This is a genomic window from Roseateles sp. P5_D6 (assembly GCF_054049415.1).
Window position 1 is genome coordinate 57,377 of the sequence record NZ_JBFUMK010000024.1, and the last position, 16,169, is coordinate 73,545.

The following is a 16,169-nucleotide window of genomic DNA, read 5'->3' on the forward strand; positions in this document are numbered from 1 at the left end:
GCCCCCAGACCATGAACGCACTCAGCCTCACCCCCGCCGAACGCCAGCAGATCGATCAGGGCGCCTGGTTCTCCAAGCTCTCCGAGGCGCTGCGCAACGACATCCTGCAGCGCGCCTTCGTGCGCCGCCTGCCCGACGAGACCATGCTGTCCCACCGCGGCGAGCCTGCCGAGGAGTGGTCGGCCGTGGCCAAGGGCGCCGTGCGCGTCAGCTCGGTGTCCCTGGCCGGCAAGCAGATCTCGCTGACCTATGTCGAGCCAGGCACCTGGTTCGGCGACATCGCCCTCTTCGACGGCCTGCCCCGCACCCACGACGCCTATGCGCACGGCGAGACGACGCTGCTGTGCGTGCGCAAGTCCGATTTCCGCGCGCTGTTGCAGGCCCACTCCGAGCTCTATGACGCCTTGCTGCGGCTGAACTGCCGCCGGCTGCGGCTGATGTTCGACATGATCGAGGACCTCAACACGCGCCCACTGGCCGCCCGCCTGGCCAAGCAGGTACTGCTGCTGGCGCGCTCTTATGGCGTGCAGGAGGGCGACGAGATCCGCATCGGTTTGCAACTGGCCCAGGAAGACCTCGCCCAGTTGCTCGGCGCCTCGCGCCAGCGCGTCAACCAGGAGCTCAAGGCTTTCGAACGCGAAGGCGCGGTGCGCGTCGAGCCGACCCGCCTGGTCGTGCTCAGCCGCGAGAAGCTGCTAGCAGCCGCATCCCGATAAGGCTGGCGCCGAGGAGACACGGCAGCCGGGCCTCGACTCGCAGAATGGACAGTTGGCGTTCTCTACCCAGACATCCATGGAAGCATTCACCGGCACCCGTCCCCTTGCCCAAGCCCTGGACACCACGGCTCTCGAAGCCTGGCTGGCCGCGCATGTCGACGGCTTTGTCGGGCCGCTGGCCATCGAGCAATTCAAGGGCGGCCAGTCCAACCCGACCTATCTGCTGAAGACGCCGGGCGCGCAGTACGTGATGCGCAGCAAGCCCGCCCCGGTGGCCAAGCTGCTGCCGTCGGCGCACGCCATCGAGCGTGAATTCCAGGTCATGGGCGCTCTTGCCGGCACCGACGTGCCCGTGCCGGCCATGTACGCGCTGTGCGAGGACGAGGCCGTCATCGGCCGCGCCTTCTACGTCATGTCCTTCATGCCCGGCCGCGTGCTGTGGGACCAGAGCCTGCCCGGCATGACCAATGCCGAGCGCGCCGCACATTACGACGAGATGAACCGGGTCATCGCGGCCCTGCACCAGGTCGACTTCAAGGCCGTGGGCCTCGCGGCTTACGGCAAGCCGGGGAACTACTTCGAGCGTCAGATCGGCCGCTGGAGCAAGCAATACCTGGCCTCCGTCACCGAGCCCAACCCGGCGATGGATTCGCTGCTGGCCTGGCTGCCGGCCCACATCCCGGCCTCGGCCCGCGACGAGAGCGAGGTGGCCATCGTCCATGGTGATTACCGCATGGACAACGTCGTCTTCCACCCCAGCGAGCCTCGCATCATCGCCGTGCTGGACTGGGAGCTTTCGACGCTCGGCCATCCGCTGGCCGACTTCAGCTACCACTGCATGAGCTGGCACATCCAGACCTCGGGCGCCGCGCGCGGCCTGGGCGGCAAGGATCTGGTTGCACTGGGCATTCCGAGCGAGCGCGAGTATGTGCAGCGTTACTGTGAGCGCACCGGCCGTGGGGACGCCGGCACCGTCATGGCCGACTGGAACTTCTACATGGCCTACAACATGTTCCGCATCGCGGCGATCGTGCAGGGCATTGCCAAACGCGTGGTGGACGGCACGGCCTCCAGCGCCCAGGCCAGGGAGACGGCCAAAAGCGCCCGACCGCTAGCGGATCTAGCTTGGAGCTTCGCGCAGAAGGCCTGAGACCTTGGACGGCCTCAGGTCACATCCCCCGGGCGCGTCGAGGGCGTCCAGGCGATCGACGTCGTCGTCGGCCAGGCCCCGCTGTCTGACAGCCGCCCGTTCACGCGCTGCGCCTCACGCGCTGCGACTTCCAGCAGCTTCACCAGGGCCTGCAGCCTGGGCAGGTCGGCCTCACTCATTTCCGTGCGCAGATAGAGGTTGCCGCGCATCGCCATCAGCACGAAGGGATGGCCTTCGGGCAGCAGGTCCTGGCTGGCCTGAACCAGGGCTTCGCTGAGTTCGCCCTCGATCCACGCGCCGGTCAGATCCTTGGTCACGCCGACGATCCCATAGCGTTGGCGCAGCATCTGCGAGGCGGCGTTGTTGAACTTGGGGAACATCACCAGCCAGCGCATCTCTTCCGGCGTGTCGGTATCGACGCGGGTCTTGAGCGTGTCGGTGTAGGCCTCGAAGACAGCACGCTCAAGGTTCTCCATCAGCGCCCGGCACAGCACCATCATCTGCAGGTCATGGTGCAGGCCCATCTCACAGCGCATGCGCAGCTCAAAGCCGGGCAGATAGCTGCGCTGCGACACACCCCATTCGATGCGCAGCGGCCCCGGCGACGCCTTGGGCTGCTCGACGAGGAAGCCCAACCCGTCCCGCGTCTGCGTGAATCCGGCCCCGCGTGCCTCGGCCCAGTCCTCGATCGGACGCCAGCGCGACGCGTTGGCGCGCGTCACGAGCCAGTGCTTGACTTGCTTTACCACCATGAGTCGTGAGGAAGTCTGAGAATGGGGCCTGCTTGCTAGGCACACCGCATGGAGGCGACGAATGATTGAAGTGTATTCATGGCCCACGCCCAACGGCCACAAGGTGCACATCATGCTGGAGGAGTGCCGCCTCGCCTACCGGGTGCATCCCGTGGACATCGGCGCCGGTGAGCAGTTCGCACCCGACTTCCTCGCCATCAGTCCCAACAACAAAATCCCCGCGATCACCGACCCCGACGGCCCCGGCGGCCAGCCCATCTCGCTGTTCGAGAGCGGTGCCATCCTGCTCTACCTGGCTGGCAAGACGGGCAAGTTCCTGCCCGCCGACGTGCGTGGCAAATACGAGGTGCTGCAGTGGCTGATGTTCCAGATGGGCGGCGTCGGCCCCATGCTGGGCCAGGCGCATCACTTCCGCATCTACGCGCCCGAGAAGATCGACTACGCCATCGATCGCTACACCAACGAGGCCAAGCGCCTGTACAGCGTCATCAACAAGCGCCTGGCCCATGCCACCTATCTCGGTGGGCCGGACTACAGCATCGCCGACATCGCCRTCTTCCCGTGGCTGCGCTCCTGGAAGAACCAGGGCGTGGAGATGGGCGACTACCCGCATCTGAAAGGCTGGTTCGACGAGATCGCCAAGCGCCCGGCCGTGCAGCGTGGCGTGGAGGTGCTGGCCGGTGCGCGCAAGCCGCTGACCGACGACAAGGCGCGCGAGGTGCTGTTCGGCAAGCGCCAGCTGGAACAGCGCTGAAGCGCGGCGTCAGACAGGCACCAGGCGCAGCTCGCGATGCGCGGGCGGCAGGCCATGACTGGCGAGGATGAGGGGCTCGTGCGCCGCCACGACGCCCGGCACAAAAGCCGCCTGCCCTTCGACGTCGGCCAGTGCGACCACCGCCGGCTGGTCGGCGAAGGCCATCACATCGGGCGCGCCCAAGCCCATTGAAGCCAAGCCCAGCGCCGGATCGGCGAAGACCTGAAGCGCTGTCGCTCCGACGCCGCCCGGGCGAGGCGGCGGCAGATGCAAGGCCAGCCTGCCCTCAGCATCGCTCGCGCCTTCGTGCACACGGCCTTCGCCATCGATCAGGCACACGCGGGCCCAGGCCGCCGGCTCGCCGTCGCCCTGCCAGGTGAGCAGACCGTAGACGCTGCAGACACCCGGCGGCGGCCTGCGTGTCGGTGCGCTGAGCAAGCCCACCCGCATCATGCGCATGCCTCCCAGCACCCGGTCACTGAGGATCTGGCCCACCGGTCGGATCGGCAGCGGCCAGGGCAGGTTCAGGGGCTGGAAACGCTGCAGTTCATCGCGCACCAGCACGTCGGCACAGACGCCCTCCTGCGGTTGGCGCCAGCGCTCGGGCAGGTCCGGCCACACATGCAGCCCCGACGGGGTGACGACCGAACGACCGAGCAGCCGGCCACCGCCACGCTGCACCAGGCTGCAGCGCAGACCCGTCGTGATGAGGTCGCCACTGGCCAGGTCGATGAAAACCAGCGCTTCGCCCACCGACAGCCGCAGACGCTCCAGTGTCGGTTCGCGCCTTGTTGTCGTGACTGCCATGGCCCCATACTAGGAAGGACGCGGTGTAACAGTCACCCTGCTTGTTAGGGGCGCACACCCGGCGGCTGCATCGCCATGCCAGCCGAGCGGCGCGACAGATACACCTCCAGCGCCAGCAGTTCGGCGCTGTCCCAGTCCCACACTGTCGCGCGCACGCCGCTCAGGCAGCCACGCAGGCGGCGCTGCAGGCTGCCCAGCGACTGCCATTCCAGACGAAAGACGGGGTAGTCGTCGACATGGCCCTGGGGAATGAGGCTGCCGCCCAGGCGCAGGCCCGCACGCTCGTCGTGGCATTGGGCGCAGGACAGGTTGAGCGCGCCGATGCGGGCCGTGTAAAGACGCTGGCCTTGCTTGGCGGCTGCGTCCAGCTCGGGGCCGCGCGGCGGGCTGAGCGGCATGCTGCGCGACTGCTGGGCGACGAGAGCGGTCAGCGCGAGCAGCGGCTCGGCGTCGGGCGCCCAGCCCGGCTGCTGCTGGTGGCGCACGCGGCAGCGCTGGATGCGGGCGGGAAGGTCGAGCAGGCCTTGGTCCCACGCCGGGTAGCGCGCCGCCGCGCCACGCAGCTTCTCGGGCTCGCCATGGCAGCTGGCGCAGGACTTGGCCCCCTGGCTCCACAGATCTCTCCCGAAGGCCAGGCCGAGCTGGGCGGGGTGTTGAGCGTCGTCGGCCTGCAGAGTTCGCAATGCCGGGCTCATGGTGTCGCGGCCGGAGCGGCGCTCGTCGGAATGAGCTGTCAAGCAACACAGCCACAGAGGCACAGAGACACAGAGAACTCGTGCAAGCGCCTGGCCTCTGTGCCTCTGTGCCTCTGTGGCTGTGTTCATGGGCCGACGTTCAGTGATCGCGTCTCACGGTGCTCGAAGCCGTTGTCGCCGCGCCAGACAAAGCTCAACTCGCCAGGTCTTTCAGCCCGCAGCCAGAAGGCGAGATAGGGGTTGGCCGAAACAGCCGCAAACAGGTCGGCGGCAAACACCAGTTCGCCGTCCAGGCGGCATTCGAAGCGCCTCACCAGGTCGCGCGGCAGGCGGGCGCCTTCGTCGCTGCTGCGGTAGCCGGTCTCCATCGCATGGGCGACGGTCACGCGCACCTCGAAAGGCTCACCGGCCTTGATGGCAGCAGGCAGGGTGATGACAGCGCGCGTCGCCATCAGGGCTCCACGCAGGCGGCCAAGGTCACGATGACATCGACTCCGCTCTGCCAGCAGCGCCCATCGGCTGCCTTGGCGACGGCGACGATGCGCTGGCTGCGCGCCAGGCGCATGCGGGTGCTGAACTCGGGCCTGTCGCTGTTGGCGCCAAAGGCGACATGCACGACCTCGGGCTCGGGGTTGAGCGGCGTGAACAGCGCCAGGCCCACGACAGCCTCGCTGGCGGCCACACGCACCGGCACCGCATTGCCGTTCTCCACCAGCTCGGCCATCTCGATCTTCAGCACGCCGGGCTCGGGGTCGCGACCGGCCCAGGCACGGATGGCTGCACGCATGACTTCGTCGGACGCGCGAGCCTCCGGCAGCAGCGCAAGCGCCGCGGCGGCCAGCGTGAACTCGCGCCGCTTCATTTCGCGAGCGTGCCGAGATAGGCCACGATGTCGTCGAGCTGCTGCTCGGTCAGCGCCGCCCGGCCCGCCCAGGCGGGCGCCACATCGCGCAGCCCCTCCGTGGAGCGGAAGGGCGGCATGACGGTGGCGGGGTTGAAGCGGCGCATGTCGGCGATGCGATCGCGCAGGCCCTGCGCATTCAAACGCGTCGCCACTGCATCCAGCGGCGGCGCGAGATTGCCCTGGTTGGCATCTCCTGAGGCCGTCAGCGCATGGCACAGCAGGCACAGGCTCTGCGTGCGGTCGGCCACCAGCGCCCGGCCACGCTCGACGTCGCCGGCATGCGCGCTGGCGGTCAGCACGAGTGCCAGCAGCGCACGCATCACGCGAGCTTGTTCTTGCTGAGCGGCAGGTCCCTGATGCGCTTGCCGGTCGCCGCGAAGATCGCATTCAGCACGGCCGGGGCCGCCACCGCGATGGTGGGCTCACCCACGCCGCCCCAGAAGCCGCCCGAGGGCATGACGATGGTCTCGACGGCCGGCATGTGCTCCATCTTCAGCACCGGGTAGGTGTCGAAGTTCTGCTGCTCGACGCGCCCATCCTTGACGGTGATCTCGCCGAAGAGCGCCGCCGACAGGCCATAGACGAAGCTGCCCTCGACCTGGGCCGCGATCTGCTGCGGGTTGACCGCATGGCCGGGGTCGGTGGCGGCGACGATGCGGTGGATCTTGAGCTCACCCTTCTTGCTCACCGACACCTCGGCGCAGGCCGCCACATAGCTGCCAAAGCCCATGATCTGTGCCAGGCCCAGATATCTTCCCTTCGCTCGTGGCTTGCCCCAGCCGGCCTTCGCCGCCACGGCATTCAATACGGCCAGGTGCTTGGGCGAGTTGGCGAGCAGCTCGCGGCGCAGCTCCAGCGGATCGCGCTTGGCGGCGTGGGCCACCTCGTCGATGAAGCACTCCAGATAGACCGCGTTCTGGTTCAGGTTGACGCCGCGCCAGAACCCCGGCGGCACCGTCGGGTTGCGCATCGCGTGGTCGACGAGCAGGTTCGGCACCGCGTAGCCGAGCGCGCCTTCCGCGCCGCCGGCGCTCAGCCCCTGGAAGACGACCGGGTCCTTCCCGTCCTTGATGTTCTGCGGAAAGATGCCCGCGATGATGCTCTGGCCCGAGATGCGCATGTGCAGGGCCGTCAGCTTGCCCGCCGCGTCCAGGCCCGCCGTCAGCTTGCACTGGGTGACGGGGTGGTAGCGGCCGTGGGTCATGTCCTCCTCGCGGCTCCAGATCAGCTTGACCGGCGTGCCCGGCAGCTCCTTGGCAATGGCCACGGCCTGGCGCACCCAGTCATGCACGGCGCCGCGCCGGCCGAAGCCACCGCCCAGATGCAGCTTGTAGACCTCGCAGGCCGAGGGCGGCAGGCCCGACGATTCGGCCGCAGCGGCGAGCGCGGCCTCGCCGTTCTGCGTCGGGGTCCAGACCTCGCAACGCTCGGGGGTCCATTTGGCCGTCGCGTTCATGACCTCCATCGTCGCGTGGTTCTGGTGCGGGTAGCTGTAGACGGCCTCGACCTTCTTCGCGGCAGCCGCCAGCGCGGCCTTCACATCGCCCTGGCTGCTGCCCACCGCGGCCTCGGCGGCGTCCAGGCCGGCCTTCAGCGTGGCGGCCGTGTCGGCACTGCTCTGGCTGACATTCGCGCCCTCGTCCCAGACGATGGGCAGCGCGTCCAGCGCCGTCTTGGCCCGCCACCAGGTGTCGGCCACGACGGCCACGGCCGAGTCGCCCACCTTCACCACCTTCTTCACGCCCGGCCGGCCCTCGATGGCCGCCGCGTCGAAGCTCTTGAGCTTGCCGCCGAAGACCGGGCAGTCCTTGATCGCCGCATTCAGCATGCCGGGCAGCTGCAGGTCCATGCCGTAGACCTGCGAGCCGTCGAGCTTGGGGCGGGTATCCAGCCGCTTCATCGGCTTGCCCGCCAACGTCCACTCCTTGGCCGGCTTGAGCTGGATGTCGGCCGGCGCGGCCAGCTTGGCGGCCTCGGCGGCGAGCTGGCCGTAACTCAAGCGCTTGCCGGCATGCACCACCCAACCCGCCGAGGTCGTGCACTCCACCACCGACACCTGCCATTGGTTGGCCGCCGCCTGGATCAACAGCGCCCGCGCCAGCGCCCCGCCCTTGCGCACGTACTCGTGCGACTCGCGCACGCCACGGCTGCCGCCCGTGCTCATGCTGCCCCAGGCGCGGTTGCGCGCGAGGTTCTGGCCCGGCGTCGGGTATTCGGTCTTCACCTTGGCCCAGTCGCACTCCAGCTCCTCGGCCACGAGCTGGGCCAGGCCGGTCAGCGTGCCCTGCCCCATCTCCGAGCGCGCGATGCGGATGACGACGCTCTCGTCCGGCAGGATCTGCACCCAGGCGTTCAGCTCGGGCGTGGCTTCACCCTCGGCAAGGCCTGGCACGTGGAAGCCCACCATCAGCCCGCCGGCGGCGGCGCTCATGGTGTGCAGAAAGCTTCGACGGGAAAGAACCGCGCTCATTGGTGCACCCTTCGCGCTGCGCGCTGTCCCGCCAAGCGGGCGTTGAGCCCCTTCGGGCGGCCGTGCGGGGCTCATGCCTGGCCCCCTTCGATGACGATGGGGATCTGCTTGCGCTGCACCTGGCCGGCAGCCAGGTGGATGGCGGCGCGCACACGGTTGTAGGTGCCGCAGCGGCAGATGTTGGTCATGGCCGCGTCAATGTCGGCATCGGTCGGCTTGGGCTTGGCCTTCAGCAGCGCCGCGGCGGCCATCAGCATGCCGCTCTGGCAGAAGCCGCACTGCGGCACGTCCAGCGCGTCCCAGGCCTTCTGCAGCGGGTGCGAGGCGTTGGGCGCCAGGCCCTCGATGGTGGTGATCTTCTGCGCCGTCGTCAGCGCCGAGGCCGGCATCACGCAGCTTCGCACCGGCGCGCCGTCGATGTGCACGGTGCAGGCGCCGCACTGGGCGACGCCACAGCCGTACTTGGTGCCCGTGAGGCTGAGCTGCTCACGCAGCACCCACAGCAGCGGCGTGTCGGCCTCCGCCTCGAACTGCATCCGCTTGCCGTTGACCGTCAATTCCGCCATGCCTCGCTCCCGTTCCGCCACCGCTGGCGGGCGCGGGGCAGCCTAGCAGCATCGGCACCTTTCTGTCTTTAGGATGCTCAACATGGCCCGCATCCTCATCCCCCTGCCCGCCCAGGACTACGACCCCTCCGAGGCAGGCATCCCTTGGAAGCTGCTGACGGCACGGGGCCACACCATCCGCTTCGCGACGCCCGACGGCCGCCCCGCCCAGGCCGATCCGCGCATGCTGGATGGCAAAGGCTTGGGACCTTGGAAATCCGTGCTCAGGGCCGATGCCACGGCCCGCGAGGCGCATGCGGCGATGGTGCAGAGCGAGGCGTTCCGGCAACCTGTTCCCTATGACGACATCGACGCCGGCAGCGTCGACGCCCTGCTGCTGCCCGGTGGCCATGCGCCGGGCATGAAGGTCTATCTCGAATCGCCTCGGCTGCAGGCGGTGGTGGCGGCGCAGTTCGCGGCCGACAAGCCGGTCGCCGCCATCTGCCACGGCGTGCTGCTGGCGGCCCGCTCGAAGCGCGCCGACGGCAAGTCCGTGCTGCACGGCCGGCGAACCACCGGCCTGACGAAGCAGCAGGAAATGACGGCCTGGCTGATGACGGCCGCCTGGCTGGGCAGCTACTACCGCACCTATCCCACACCGCTGCAGACCGAAGTGCAGTCATTGCTGGCCAGCCCGCGGGACTTCGACGCCGGCCCGCCACCCCTGCTGCGCGACACGCCCCAGCACCTCGGCCGCGGTTTCACGGTCCGCGACGGCCACTACCTCAGCGCGCGCTGGCCGGGCGACGCCCACGCCTTCGCGCAGGCGCTGGCGCAGATGCTGGACGAGCAATCGCACTGAGCCGCCAGCGCGTTTGGCCGGAAACGTGTAGCGTTCGCGGCTGCTGTAGCCGAATGCGCCGGTTCCGCGCACGTTTCCGACCCGTGGAGACTTCGATGACGACATTGCAGATCAATGGCCAATCGATGACGGTAGAGGCCAGCGACGAGACCCCGCTGCTGTGGGTGCTGCGCGACCATCTCGGCATGACGGGCACCAAGTTCGGTTGCGGCCTCGCCTTGTGCGGCGCCTGCACGGTGCACCTCGATGGCCAGCCGGTGCGCGCCTGCCAGACGCCGCTGTCCGCCGCGGCGGGCAAGCGCGTCGTGACCATCGAAGGCGTTGGCGCGACCAAGACCGGACAGGCCGTGCAGCACGCCTGGGTCAAGCTCGGCGTGCCGCAGTGCGGCTACTGCCAGGCGGGTCAAATCATGAGCGCGACAGCCCTGCTGCAGCAAAAGCCCAAGCCCACCGACGCCGACATCGACGCGGCCATGAGCGGCAACCTCTGCCGCTGCGGCACCTACACGCGCATCCGCAGCGCCATCAAGTCGGCCGCCGGCCTGGAAGGCGGTGCCGCATGAACGCATTCATTCCGCAGCGTCTGCTGCGAGGCACCGGCGTCAACCGCCGCACCCTCCTGCGTGCCTTGCCGTTGACCGGCCTTGTTCTTGGTGTCGGCCTGCCCGGCATTGCCGGCGCCGACGAGCCCAAGAAGTACGGCGGCGACGCCATGCCCCACGGCATCCAGGACAGCCCGCGCACCTTTGTGGCCATTGCGCCCGACGGCACGGTCAGCATCGTCGTCAACCGCTCCGAGATGGGCCAGGGTGTGCGCACCAGCCTGCCCAAGGTGCTGGCGGACGAGCTGGAGGCCGACTGGGCCAAGGTCAAGGTCGTGCAGGCGCCCGGCGACGAAGAGAAGTACGGCAACCAGGACACCGATGGCTCGCGCAGCATGCGCCACTGGTTCATGCCCATGCGCCGCTGCGGTGCCGCGGCCCGTCAGATGCTGGAGCAGGCCGCCGCGCTGCAATGGGGCGTGCCGGTGGCCGAGGTGCAGGCCAGCAACCACGTGGTGGCGCACAAGGCCAGCGGCCGATCCCTGGGCTATGGCGCCCTGGCCGAGGCCGCCGCCAAGCTGGAGGTGCCCAAGCGCGAGGCGATCAAGCTCAAGAGCCCCGAGGCTTTCCGCTATATCGGCAAGCAGGACAGCCACCTCGTGGACGCCGAGGCCATCGTCACGGGTCGCTCGCAGTACGGCATCGACACACGGCTGCCAGGGATGCTCTACGCCGTCATCGCACGGCCACCGGTGTTTGGCGGCAAGCTCAAGTCCGTCGACAGCAGCGCGGCGCTTAAGGTGCCGGGTGTCGTCAAGGTCTTCGAGCTGGCGGGCACGCCGGCGCCAGCGGAGTTCCAACCGCTGGGCGGGGTCGTCGTCGTCGCCAAGGACACCTGGGCCGCGATGAAGGGCCGCGAGGCGCTGAAGATCGTCTGGGACGACGGCGCGCACGCCAGCTACGACTCGGTCGCCTTCCGCAAGGAGTTGGAGGCGGCGGTGGCCAAGCCGGGCGGCAAGGTCGTGCGCGACGATGGCGACGCGCCTGCCGCGCTGAGCAAGGCCGCCAAACGCGTGGCGGCCGACTACTACGCACCGCACCTGGCCCACGCCACGATGGAGCCACCGGCCGCGACGGCGCGCATCGTCGACGGGCGCTGCGAGGTCTGGGCCTGCGTGCAGTCGCCCCAGGCCGCGCGCGAGCGCGTGGCTGCGCGGCTGGGGCTGGGCGTGGACAAGGTGACGGTCAACGTGACCCTGCTGGGCGGCGGCTTCGGCCGCAAGTCCAAGCCCGACTTCGTCATCGAGGCGGCACTGGCTTCACAACAGATGCAGGGCGCGCCGGTCAAGCTGACCTGGACGCGCGAAGACGACCTGCACCACGACTATCTGCACACCGTCACCGCCCAGCATCTGGAAGCCGGGCTGGACGCCAGGGGCCGCGTCACCGCCTGGCTGCAGCGCGCGGCCGAGCCCACCATCCTGTCCATCTTCATGCCCGACCCCAAGCAGCTGGCCCCCTTCGAGCTGGGCCTGGGCCTGATCAACCTGCCCTACGCGATCCCGAACATCCGCATCGAGAACCCGGCCGCGACGGCGCACGCCCGCATCGGCTGGCTGCGCTCCGTCAACAACATCCAGCACCAGTTTGCGGCCCAGTCCTTCGTGGCCGAACTGGCCCACGCGGCCAAGCGCGACCACCGCGACTTCCTGTTCGAGCTGCTCGGCCCGGCGGCCCAGATCCCGCCGCCGCAGCTGAGTGACGGTTGGAACCACGGCGAGTCGCCCCAGCTCTACCCGGTCGACACCGGGCGGCTGCGCGGCGTCATCGAGCGCGTGACGAAGGAGGCGCACTGGGGCCGCAAACTGCCGCGCGGCCAAGGGCTGGGCCTGGCAGCCAACTACAGCTTCGTGACCTATATGGCCGTGGTCGTCGAGGTGCGCGTCAGCGCCAAGGGCGAGCTCAGCATCCCGCGCATCGATGTGGCCGTGGACTGCGGCCCAGCCATCAACCCGGACCGCATCCGCTCCCAGATCGAGGGCGCCTGCATCATGGGCCTGAGCCAGGCGCTGTACAGCGAGATCACGTTCAAGGACGGCCGCGTCGAGCAGAGCAACTACCACGACTACGAGATCGCGCGGCTCAACGTCGCGCCCAAGACCATCGCCGTGCACATCATGCCGGCCAAGAGCTACGACCAACCGCTGGGCGGCGTCGGCGAGCCGGCCATCGGCCCCATCGCACCGGCGCTGATGAACGCGATCTTCGCTGCCACGGGCAAGCGCATCCGGCAGTTGCCGTTGAAGGACCAGCTGACGGCGAAGAAGGCCTGAGGCGGCGGCGGGTCCTGGACTGACCCGCCGCAATTCCACTGGAGAAGACGCATGGCTACGGCAGGCAAGGTCGCGCTGATCACCGGCGGCGGCACGGGTGTGGGCGCCGCCACGGCGCTGATGCTGGCCGGCAGGGGTTACGACCTGCTGATCAACTACTCGCGCAGCGCGGACGAGGCCGCAGCCTGCGCCGCGGCCTGCCGTGCGGCCGGGTCCGACGTGTTCGTGAAGCAGGGCGACGTGGCGCAGGACGGCGACTGCCGCGCGCTGGCGCAGGCCGCGCTGGACCGCTGGGGCCGCATCGACGCACTGGTGAACAACGCCGGCGTGTCGGTGTTCGGCGCCGCGGCCGACTGGGACGCGCTGGACGCCGACACATTCCAGCGCATCCTGGCCGTCAATGCGCTGGGCAGCTTCCAGATGGTGCGGGCTTGCGTCGACGCGCTGAAAGCCGCGCAGGGCTGCATCGTCAACGTATCGTCGGTGGCCGGCGCTCTGGGCGTGGGCTCGTCCATGCCCTACATCGCGTCCAAGGGCGCCATCAACGCGATGACGCTGCACCTGGCCCGGTCCCTGGCACCCGCCGTGCGCGTGAACGCCGTGTGCCCTGGCCTCATCACGTCACGCTGGTTCGTGCAGGGCGTGGGGCAACAGGGCTACGAGGCTGGCCTGAAGGCCTATGAAGCCGGCGTGCCGCTGCAGCGCGCCTGCTCCCCCGAGGACGTGGCGGAAGCCATCGTCTGGCTGGTGGACGGCGCCCGCACGGTGACCGGTGAGCTGCTGATGCTGGACAGCGGCATGCACCTGGCCAGCGTGAAGCCGCCGCGCTGAGCCCTCAGCGGTCCAGCAGCCCGGCGTCCTGCATCACGCGGGTGAAGGCCTCCGGCGCTTCCAGCGACGGCAGGTGGGCCATCCCCGGCAGCGCCACGTGGCGCGCGCCAGGCATGCGCGCGGCCATCTGCCGGCAGCGCTGCACCAGGTAAGGCAGGTCCAGGTCGCCGCACACCACGCACGTGGGCATGGCCAGTTGCTCCAGCCGCGGCCAGGCGTCGGGCGCRGGCTGCAACTCGCCGATGGCCGGCGCGTGCAGCGCGATGCGGTTCATCGCCAGGAACAGCTCGCGCGCGGCGCCGCCGACCCGGCCTTCGGGCTGGCCGGGGCCGTCCAGCCACAGGCGGGCCTGCAGGCGGTTGACCTCGTCGAGCTGGCCCGCGGCGCGGGCGGCCTGCGTGGCGTCGTTCAACTCACGGCTGGCGGCATCCAGCTCGGGCGTGGGGTCGGGGGCGCCGGTGACGGCAGGCGCCACCAGCGTCAGGCCGGCCACGCGCTCGGGCGAGGCCAGCGCGAAATCGATGGCGATGCGGCCGCCCAACGAGCAGCCCACCAGCTCCACGCGGTCCAGCCGCAGCACGTCCAGCACGGCGCGCAGGTCGCTGACCCAGGCATGCGGGCGAGCGGCGGCCACGCGCGTCTGACCAAAGCCGCGGCGGTCGATGCGCAGAGCTGAGCGCTGCCCGGCAGCCGCGGCCATGGCGCCGTCCCACAACCGGCTGTCGGTGACGCCGGCGTGCAGGAACACGAGCGGCGCGCGGCCATCGTCGTGGGGGCGGTATTCGACGGCCAGCTCGGCGCCGTCAACGGGAATCCAGTGGGTGACTTGCATGAGCGGGATCAGTTCGGTTCGGCGATGCGATAGCCCACGCCCGGCTCGGTCAGCAGCACGCAGGGCTCGGCCGGCTCGACCTCGAGCTTGGCGCGCAACTGGCCCATGTACAGGCGCAGATAGTGGGTCTGCTCGGTCGCGTCCGCGCCCCAGACGTCGGCCAGCAGGCGGCGGTGGGTGACGACCTGGCCGGCCTGGCGCACCAGGCGGGCGAGCAGCTTGAACTCGGTGGGCGTCAGGCGCACGTCGGCGCCATCGCGACGTACGCGGTGGGCGGCCAGGTCGACTTCCAGGCCGGCGCGCCGGTACATCGTGATGGCCGGCTGGGCCACGGTGCCGCGGTGGCGCAGGGCCACGCGCAGCCGTGCCAGCAGCTCGCCGATGCCGAAGGGCTTGACGAGGTAGTCGTCGGCACCGGCATCGAGCAGGCGGATCTTCTGGCCTTCGACCTGGCGGGCCGAAATGACGATCAGCGGCGTCGAGCGCTCTCGGCGCAGGGCCTGCAGCAGTTCCTCACCATCGCCGTCGGGCAGGCCGAGGTCGAGCAGCACGGCGTCCAGATGACCGGCGTGGGCGAGCTGGGCCATCGCGTCGGCCAGGCTGGCGGCGGTCAGCACCTCGTAGCCCTCGACGACCAGGGCCTCGCGCAGCGTCACGCGCAGTTCGCGGTCGTCTTCGACGAGCAGCAGTTTCATGCGGCCACTTCCGGAAGTTCGGGTGCGGTGCGCAACGGCAGGCGCAGCTCGAAGCTGCAACCGCCGTGGCCACGTGGGCGCAGGCTCAGGGCCCCGTCGTGAGCCTCGGCGATCGCCCGGCACAAGGCCAGGCCCACACCCGAGCCCGGCGGACGCTGAGAAAAGGCAGCCAGGTCGCCGCGCTGGAAGGCATCGAAGACGCGCTCGCGCCAGGCCGGGTCGATGCCGGGGCCGCGGTCGCGGACGGCGAACATCGCTTCGCCGCCGAGACGGCGCACAACGAGCTCGACGGCGGCTTCGGCCGGGCTGTACTTCAGGGCGTTGTCGATGAGGTTGTCCAGCAGCTGCGACATCAAGGCCGCATCACACCACAGCAGCGGCAGCTCCGGCTCGATGCGCGCCTTCACGCGCTCGCCGTCGGGCCTACGGCGCACGCGGCGCAGGGCCGCGCCGACGATCTCCTCGGCTGATTCCCAGTCGCAGCGCAGCGCAACGCCCGGCGCGCCCAGGCGGGCGAGCTGCAGCGTGTTGTCGGTCAGGCGCACCAGGCGGGCGGTCTCGTCGACGATGCGACCGGCCAGCTCACTGCGCTGGGCCGTCGTCAGCCGCTCGCCCTGGGTCTGCAGGGCCGAGGCCGAGCCCATGATGGTGGCCAGCGGCGTGCGGTAGTCATGCGAGATCGCGGCCAGCATGGCGTTGCGGGTGGACTGGGTCTCGGCCAGTTCGGCCGATTGCCGGGCCTCATCCTGCACACGGCGGCGCTGCAGGGCCAGGCCCATCTGGTCGCACAGGGCCTGGGCGTGCGCAAGCTGGTCCACGGCCAAGGCCTCGGTGCCCAGCCCGCGCAGCGTGACGGCGCCCAGGGCCGTATCGCGGCCGCGCAGCGGCAGATAGAGGTCAGGCTCCTCGGCGTGATGGTCGGTGCCGGGGCCCAGCGCCCGGCCGCCATCGGCGCACAGCTGCAGGCCGGCCAGCGCATTCGCATCCGGCTCGCCGACGACGATGTCCTGCGCGCCGGGCGACGGCCGCAGCAGTGCCGCCGTGGCCAGGCCGGTGTTGCCGGCCAGCGCCTGCAACAGTTCGTGGACATGGACCTCGGGAAGGTCAGCGTCACGCATCAAGTCGCCGAACTCGCGCAGCGCGCGCTCGAGCTGAGCGGCGCGCTGGGCAGCCTGCAGGCCCTGCCAGGCCAGGCGCAGCCGCCAGCCCGCCCAGGCCAGGCCCATCAGCGAGCCGACGGCGATCCAGGGCAGGAATTGGACAACGGGACGAGGGATCATG

General features: G+C 69.9%; 18 protein-coding genes. 7 read left to right on the forward strand and 11 right to left on the reverse strand.

Annotation, left to right across the window (positions count from 1 at the left end; all coding sequences use genetic code 11):
- Positions 1-11: 11 nt before the first annotated feature.
- Positions 12-716 carry a Crp/Fnr family transcriptional regulator gene (locus ACXJKM_RS25375; RefSeq protein WP_457355993.1) on the forward strand — a complete coding sequence of 235 codons (705 nt, stop codon included), beginning with the start codon at positions 12-14 and terminating at the stop codon, positions 714-716.
- Between the two features lie 76 nt (positions 717-792).
- On the forward strand, positions 793-1,866 hold the full coding sequence (locus ACXJKM_RS25380; RefSeq protein WP_457355994.1) for a phosphotransferase: 1,074 nt from the start codon (positions 793-795) through the stop codon (positions 1,864-1,866).
- Positions 1,867-1,880: 14 nt separating this feature from the next.
- Here ACXJKM_RS25380 and ACXJKM_RS25385 read toward each other — a convergent pair whose 3' ends face one another.
- Positions 1,881-2,618 (reverse strand): hypothetical protein, encoded by a 738-nt coding sequence (locus ACXJKM_RS25385; protein WP_056195743.1) that lies wholly within the window; start codon positions 2,616-2,618, stop codon positions 1,881-1,883.
- Between the two features lie 61 nt (positions 2,619-2,679).
- Between ACXJKM_RS25385 and ACXJKM_RS25390 the strand changes: the two genes are divergently transcribed.
- Positions 2,680-3,372 (forward strand): glutathione binding-like protein, encoded by a 693-nt coding sequence (locus tag ACXJKM_RS25390; RefSeq protein ID WP_457355995.1) that lies wholly within the window; start codon positions 2,680-2,682, stop codon positions 3,370-3,372.
- 9 nt (positions 3,373-3,381) lie between these two features.
- Here the strand turns inward: ACXJKM_RS25390 and ACXJKM_RS25395 are convergent, their stop codons facing one another.
- The 7 genes from ACXJKM_RS25395 to ACXJKM_RS25425 form a co-directional block, all read right to left on the reverse strand.
- The gene (locus ACXJKM_RS25395; RefSeq protein ID WP_457355996.1) at positions 3,382-4,179 is read right to left on the reverse strand and encodes a hypothetical protein; all 798 of its coding nucleotides are present in this window, start codon (positions 4,177-4,179) and stop codon (positions 3,382-3,384) included.
- A 44-nt stretch (positions 4,180-4,223) separates the two neighbouring features.
- Positions 4,224-4,916: a sulfur oxidation c-type cytochrome SoxA gene (gene soxA / locus ACXJKM_RS25400; RefSeq protein WP_457355997.1), complete on the reverse strand. Its 693-nt coding sequence runs from the start codon at positions 4,914-4,916 to the stop codon at positions 4,224-4,226.
- Positions 4,917-4,999: 83 nt separating this feature from the next.
- On the reverse strand, positions 5,000-5,326 hold the full coding sequence (locus ACXJKM_RS25405) for a thiosulfate oxidation carrier complex protein SoxZ (RefSeq protein WP_457324072.1): 327 nt from the start codon (positions 5,324-5,326) through the stop codon (positions 5,000-5,002).
- Complete coding sequence (locus ACXJKM_RS25410; RefSeq protein WP_056195729.1) at positions 5,326-5,736, reverse strand: thiosulfate oxidation carrier protein SoxY; 411 nt, start codon at positions 5,734-5,736, stop codon at positions 5,326-5,328. The genes ACXJKM_RS25405 and ACXJKM_RS25410 overlap by 1 nt, the downstream gene beginning before the upstream one ends.
- Complete coding sequence (soxX, locus tag ACXJKM_RS25415; protein ID WP_457355998.1) at positions 5,733-6,098, reverse strand: sulfur oxidation c-type cytochrome SoxX; 366 nt, start codon at positions 6,096-6,098, stop codon at positions 5,733-5,735. Before soxX ends, ACXJKM_RS25410 begins: the two co-directional genes overlap by 4 nt.
- On the reverse strand, positions 6,098-8,209 hold the full coding sequence (locus tag ACXJKM_RS25420) for a molybdopterin cofactor-binding domain-containing protein (RefSeq protein WP_457355999.1): 2,112 nt from the start codon (positions 8,207-8,209) through the stop codon (positions 6,098-6,100). Before ACXJKM_RS25420 ends, soxX begins: the two co-directional genes overlap by 1 nt.
- Positions 8,210-8,319: 110 nt before the next feature.
- Positions 8,320-8,814: a (2Fe-2S)-binding protein gene (locus ACXJKM_RS25425; protein WP_119042024.1), complete on the reverse strand. Its 495-nt coding sequence runs from the start codon at positions 8,812-8,814 to the stop codon at positions 8,320-8,322.
- A gap of 82 nt (positions 8,815-8,896) precedes the next feature.
- Here ACXJKM_RS25425 and ACXJKM_RS25430 point away from each other — a divergent pair, with 82 nt between their 5' ends.
- From ACXJKM_RS25430 to ACXJKM_RS25445, 4 genes are all read left to right on the forward strand, one after another.
- Complete coding sequence (locus ACXJKM_RS25430) at positions 8,897-9,655, forward strand: type 1 glutamine amidotransferase domain-containing protein (protein ID WP_200955256.1); 759 nt, start codon at positions 8,897-8,899, stop codon at positions 9,653-9,655.
- A gap of 95 nt (positions 9,656-9,750) precedes the next feature.
- Positions 9,751-10,218, forward strand: a complete 468-nt coding sequence (locus tag ACXJKM_RS25435; RefSeq protein ID WP_056195716.1) for a (2Fe-2S)-binding protein — start codon at positions 9,751-9,753, stop codon at positions 10,216-10,218.
- Positions 10,215-12,530: a molybdopterin cofactor-binding domain-containing protein gene (locus ACXJKM_RS25440; RefSeq protein ID WP_457356000.1), complete on the forward strand. Its 2,316-nt coding sequence runs from the start codon at positions 10,215-10,217 to the stop codon at positions 12,528-12,530. The genes ACXJKM_RS25435 and ACXJKM_RS25440 overlap by 4 nt, the downstream gene beginning before the upstream one ends.
- A 51-nt stretch (positions 12,531-12,581) precedes the next feature.
- Positions 12,582-13,361: an SDR family NAD(P)-dependent oxidoreductase gene (locus ACXJKM_RS25445; protein ID WP_056195711.1), complete on the forward strand. Its 780-nt coding sequence runs from the start codon at positions 12,582-12,584 to the stop codon at positions 13,359-13,361.
- A gap of 4 nt (positions 13,362-13,365) precedes the next feature.
- On the opposite strand, the gene ACXJKM_RS25450 is transcribed toward ACXJKM_RS25445, so the two are convergent.
- Genes ACXJKM_RS25450 through ACXJKM_RS25460 form a run of 3 tightly spaced genes read right to left on the reverse strand, consistent with a single transcriptional unit; the run spans position 13,366 to position 16,168 of the window.
- Entirely contained in the window at positions 13,366-14,193 is an 828-nt protein-coding gene (locus ACXJKM_RS25450) for an alpha/beta fold hydrolase (RefSeq protein ID WP_457356001.1), read from the reverse strand.
- An 8-nt stretch (positions 14,194-14,201) separates the two neighbouring features.
- Positions 14,202-14,888: a response regulator gene (locus ACXJKM_RS25455; RefSeq protein WP_056195706.1), complete on the reverse strand. Its 687-nt coding sequence runs from the start codon at positions 14,886-14,888 to the stop codon at positions 14,202-14,204.
- Positions 14,885-16,168 carry a sensor histidine kinase gene (locus tag ACXJKM_RS25460; protein ID WP_457356002.1) on the reverse strand — a complete coding sequence of 428 codons (1,284 nt, stop codon included), beginning with the start codon at positions 16,166-16,168 and terminating at the stop codon, positions 14,885-14,887. The genes ACXJKM_RS25455 and ACXJKM_RS25460 overlap by 4 nt, the downstream gene beginning before the upstream one ends.
- Position 16,169 lies beyond the last annotated feature (1 nt).

What these genes read in the sequence shown, in the direction of transcription:
- ACXJKM_RS25375 (WP_457355993.1), top strand. Translation starts at nt 12, where the DNA reads ATGAACGCACTCAGCCTCACCCCCGCCGAACGCCAGCAGATCGATCAG.
- ACXJKM_RS25380 (WP_457355994.1), top strand. Translation starts at nt 793, where the DNA reads ATGGAAGCATTCACCGGCACCCGTCCCCTTGCCCAAGCCCTGGACACC.
- ACXJKM_RS25385 (WP_056195743.1), bottom strand. Translation starts at nt 2,618, where the DNA reads ATGGTGGTAAAGCAAGTCAAGCACTGGCTCGTGACGCGCGCCAACGCG.
- ACXJKM_RS25395 (WP_457355996.1), bottom strand. Translation starts at nt 4,179, where the DNA reads ATGGCAGTCACGACAACAAGGCGCGAACCGACACTGGAGCGTCTGCGG.
- ACXJKM_RS25405 (WP_457324072.1), bottom strand. Translation starts at nt 5,326, where the DNA reads ATGGCGACGCGCGCTGTCATCACCCTGCCTGCTGCCATCAAGGCCGGT.
- ACXJKM_RS25410 (WP_056195729.1), bottom strand. Translation starts at nt 5,736, where the DNA reads ATGAAGCGGCGCGAGTTCACGCTGGCCGCCGCGGCGCTTGCGCTGCTG.
- soxX (WP_457355998.1), bottom strand. Translation starts at nt 6,098, where the DNA reads ATGCGTGCGCTGCTGGCACTCGTGCTGACCGCCAGCGCGCATGCCGGC.
- ACXJKM_RS25420 (WP_457355999.1), bottom strand. Translation starts at nt 8,209, where the DNA reads ATGAGCGCCGCCGCCGGCGGGCTGATGGTGGGCTTCCACGTGCCAGGC.
- ACXJKM_RS25425 (WP_119042024.1), bottom strand. Translation starts at nt 8,814, where the DNA reads ATGGCGGAATTGACGGTCAACGGCAAGCGGATGCAGTTCGAGGCGGAG.
- ACXJKM_RS25430 (WP_200955256.1), top strand. Translation starts at nt 8,897, where the DNA reads ATGGCCCGCATCCTCATCCCCCTGCCCGCCCAGGACTACGACCCCTCC.
- ACXJKM_RS25435 (WP_056195716.1), top strand. Translation starts at nt 9,751, where the DNA reads ATGACGACATTGCAGATCAATGGCCAATCGATGACGGTAGAGGCCAGC.
- ACXJKM_RS25440 (WP_457356000.1), top strand. Translation starts at nt 10,215, where the DNA reads ATGAACGCATTCATTCCGCAGCGTCTGCTGCGAGGCACCGGCGTCAAC.
- ACXJKM_RS25445 (WP_056195711.1), top strand. Translation starts at nt 12,582, where the DNA reads ATGGCTACGGCAGGCAAGGTCGCGCTGATCACCGGCGGCGGCACGGGT.
- ACXJKM_RS25455 (WP_056195706.1), bottom strand. Translation starts at nt 14,888, where the DNA reads ATGAAACTGCTGCTCGTCGAAGACGACCGCGAACTGCGCGTGACGCTG.
- ACXJKM_RS25460 (WP_457356002.1), bottom strand. Translation starts at nt 16,168, where the DNA reads ATGATCCCTCGTCCCGTTGTCCAATTCCTGCCCTGGATCGCCGTCGGC.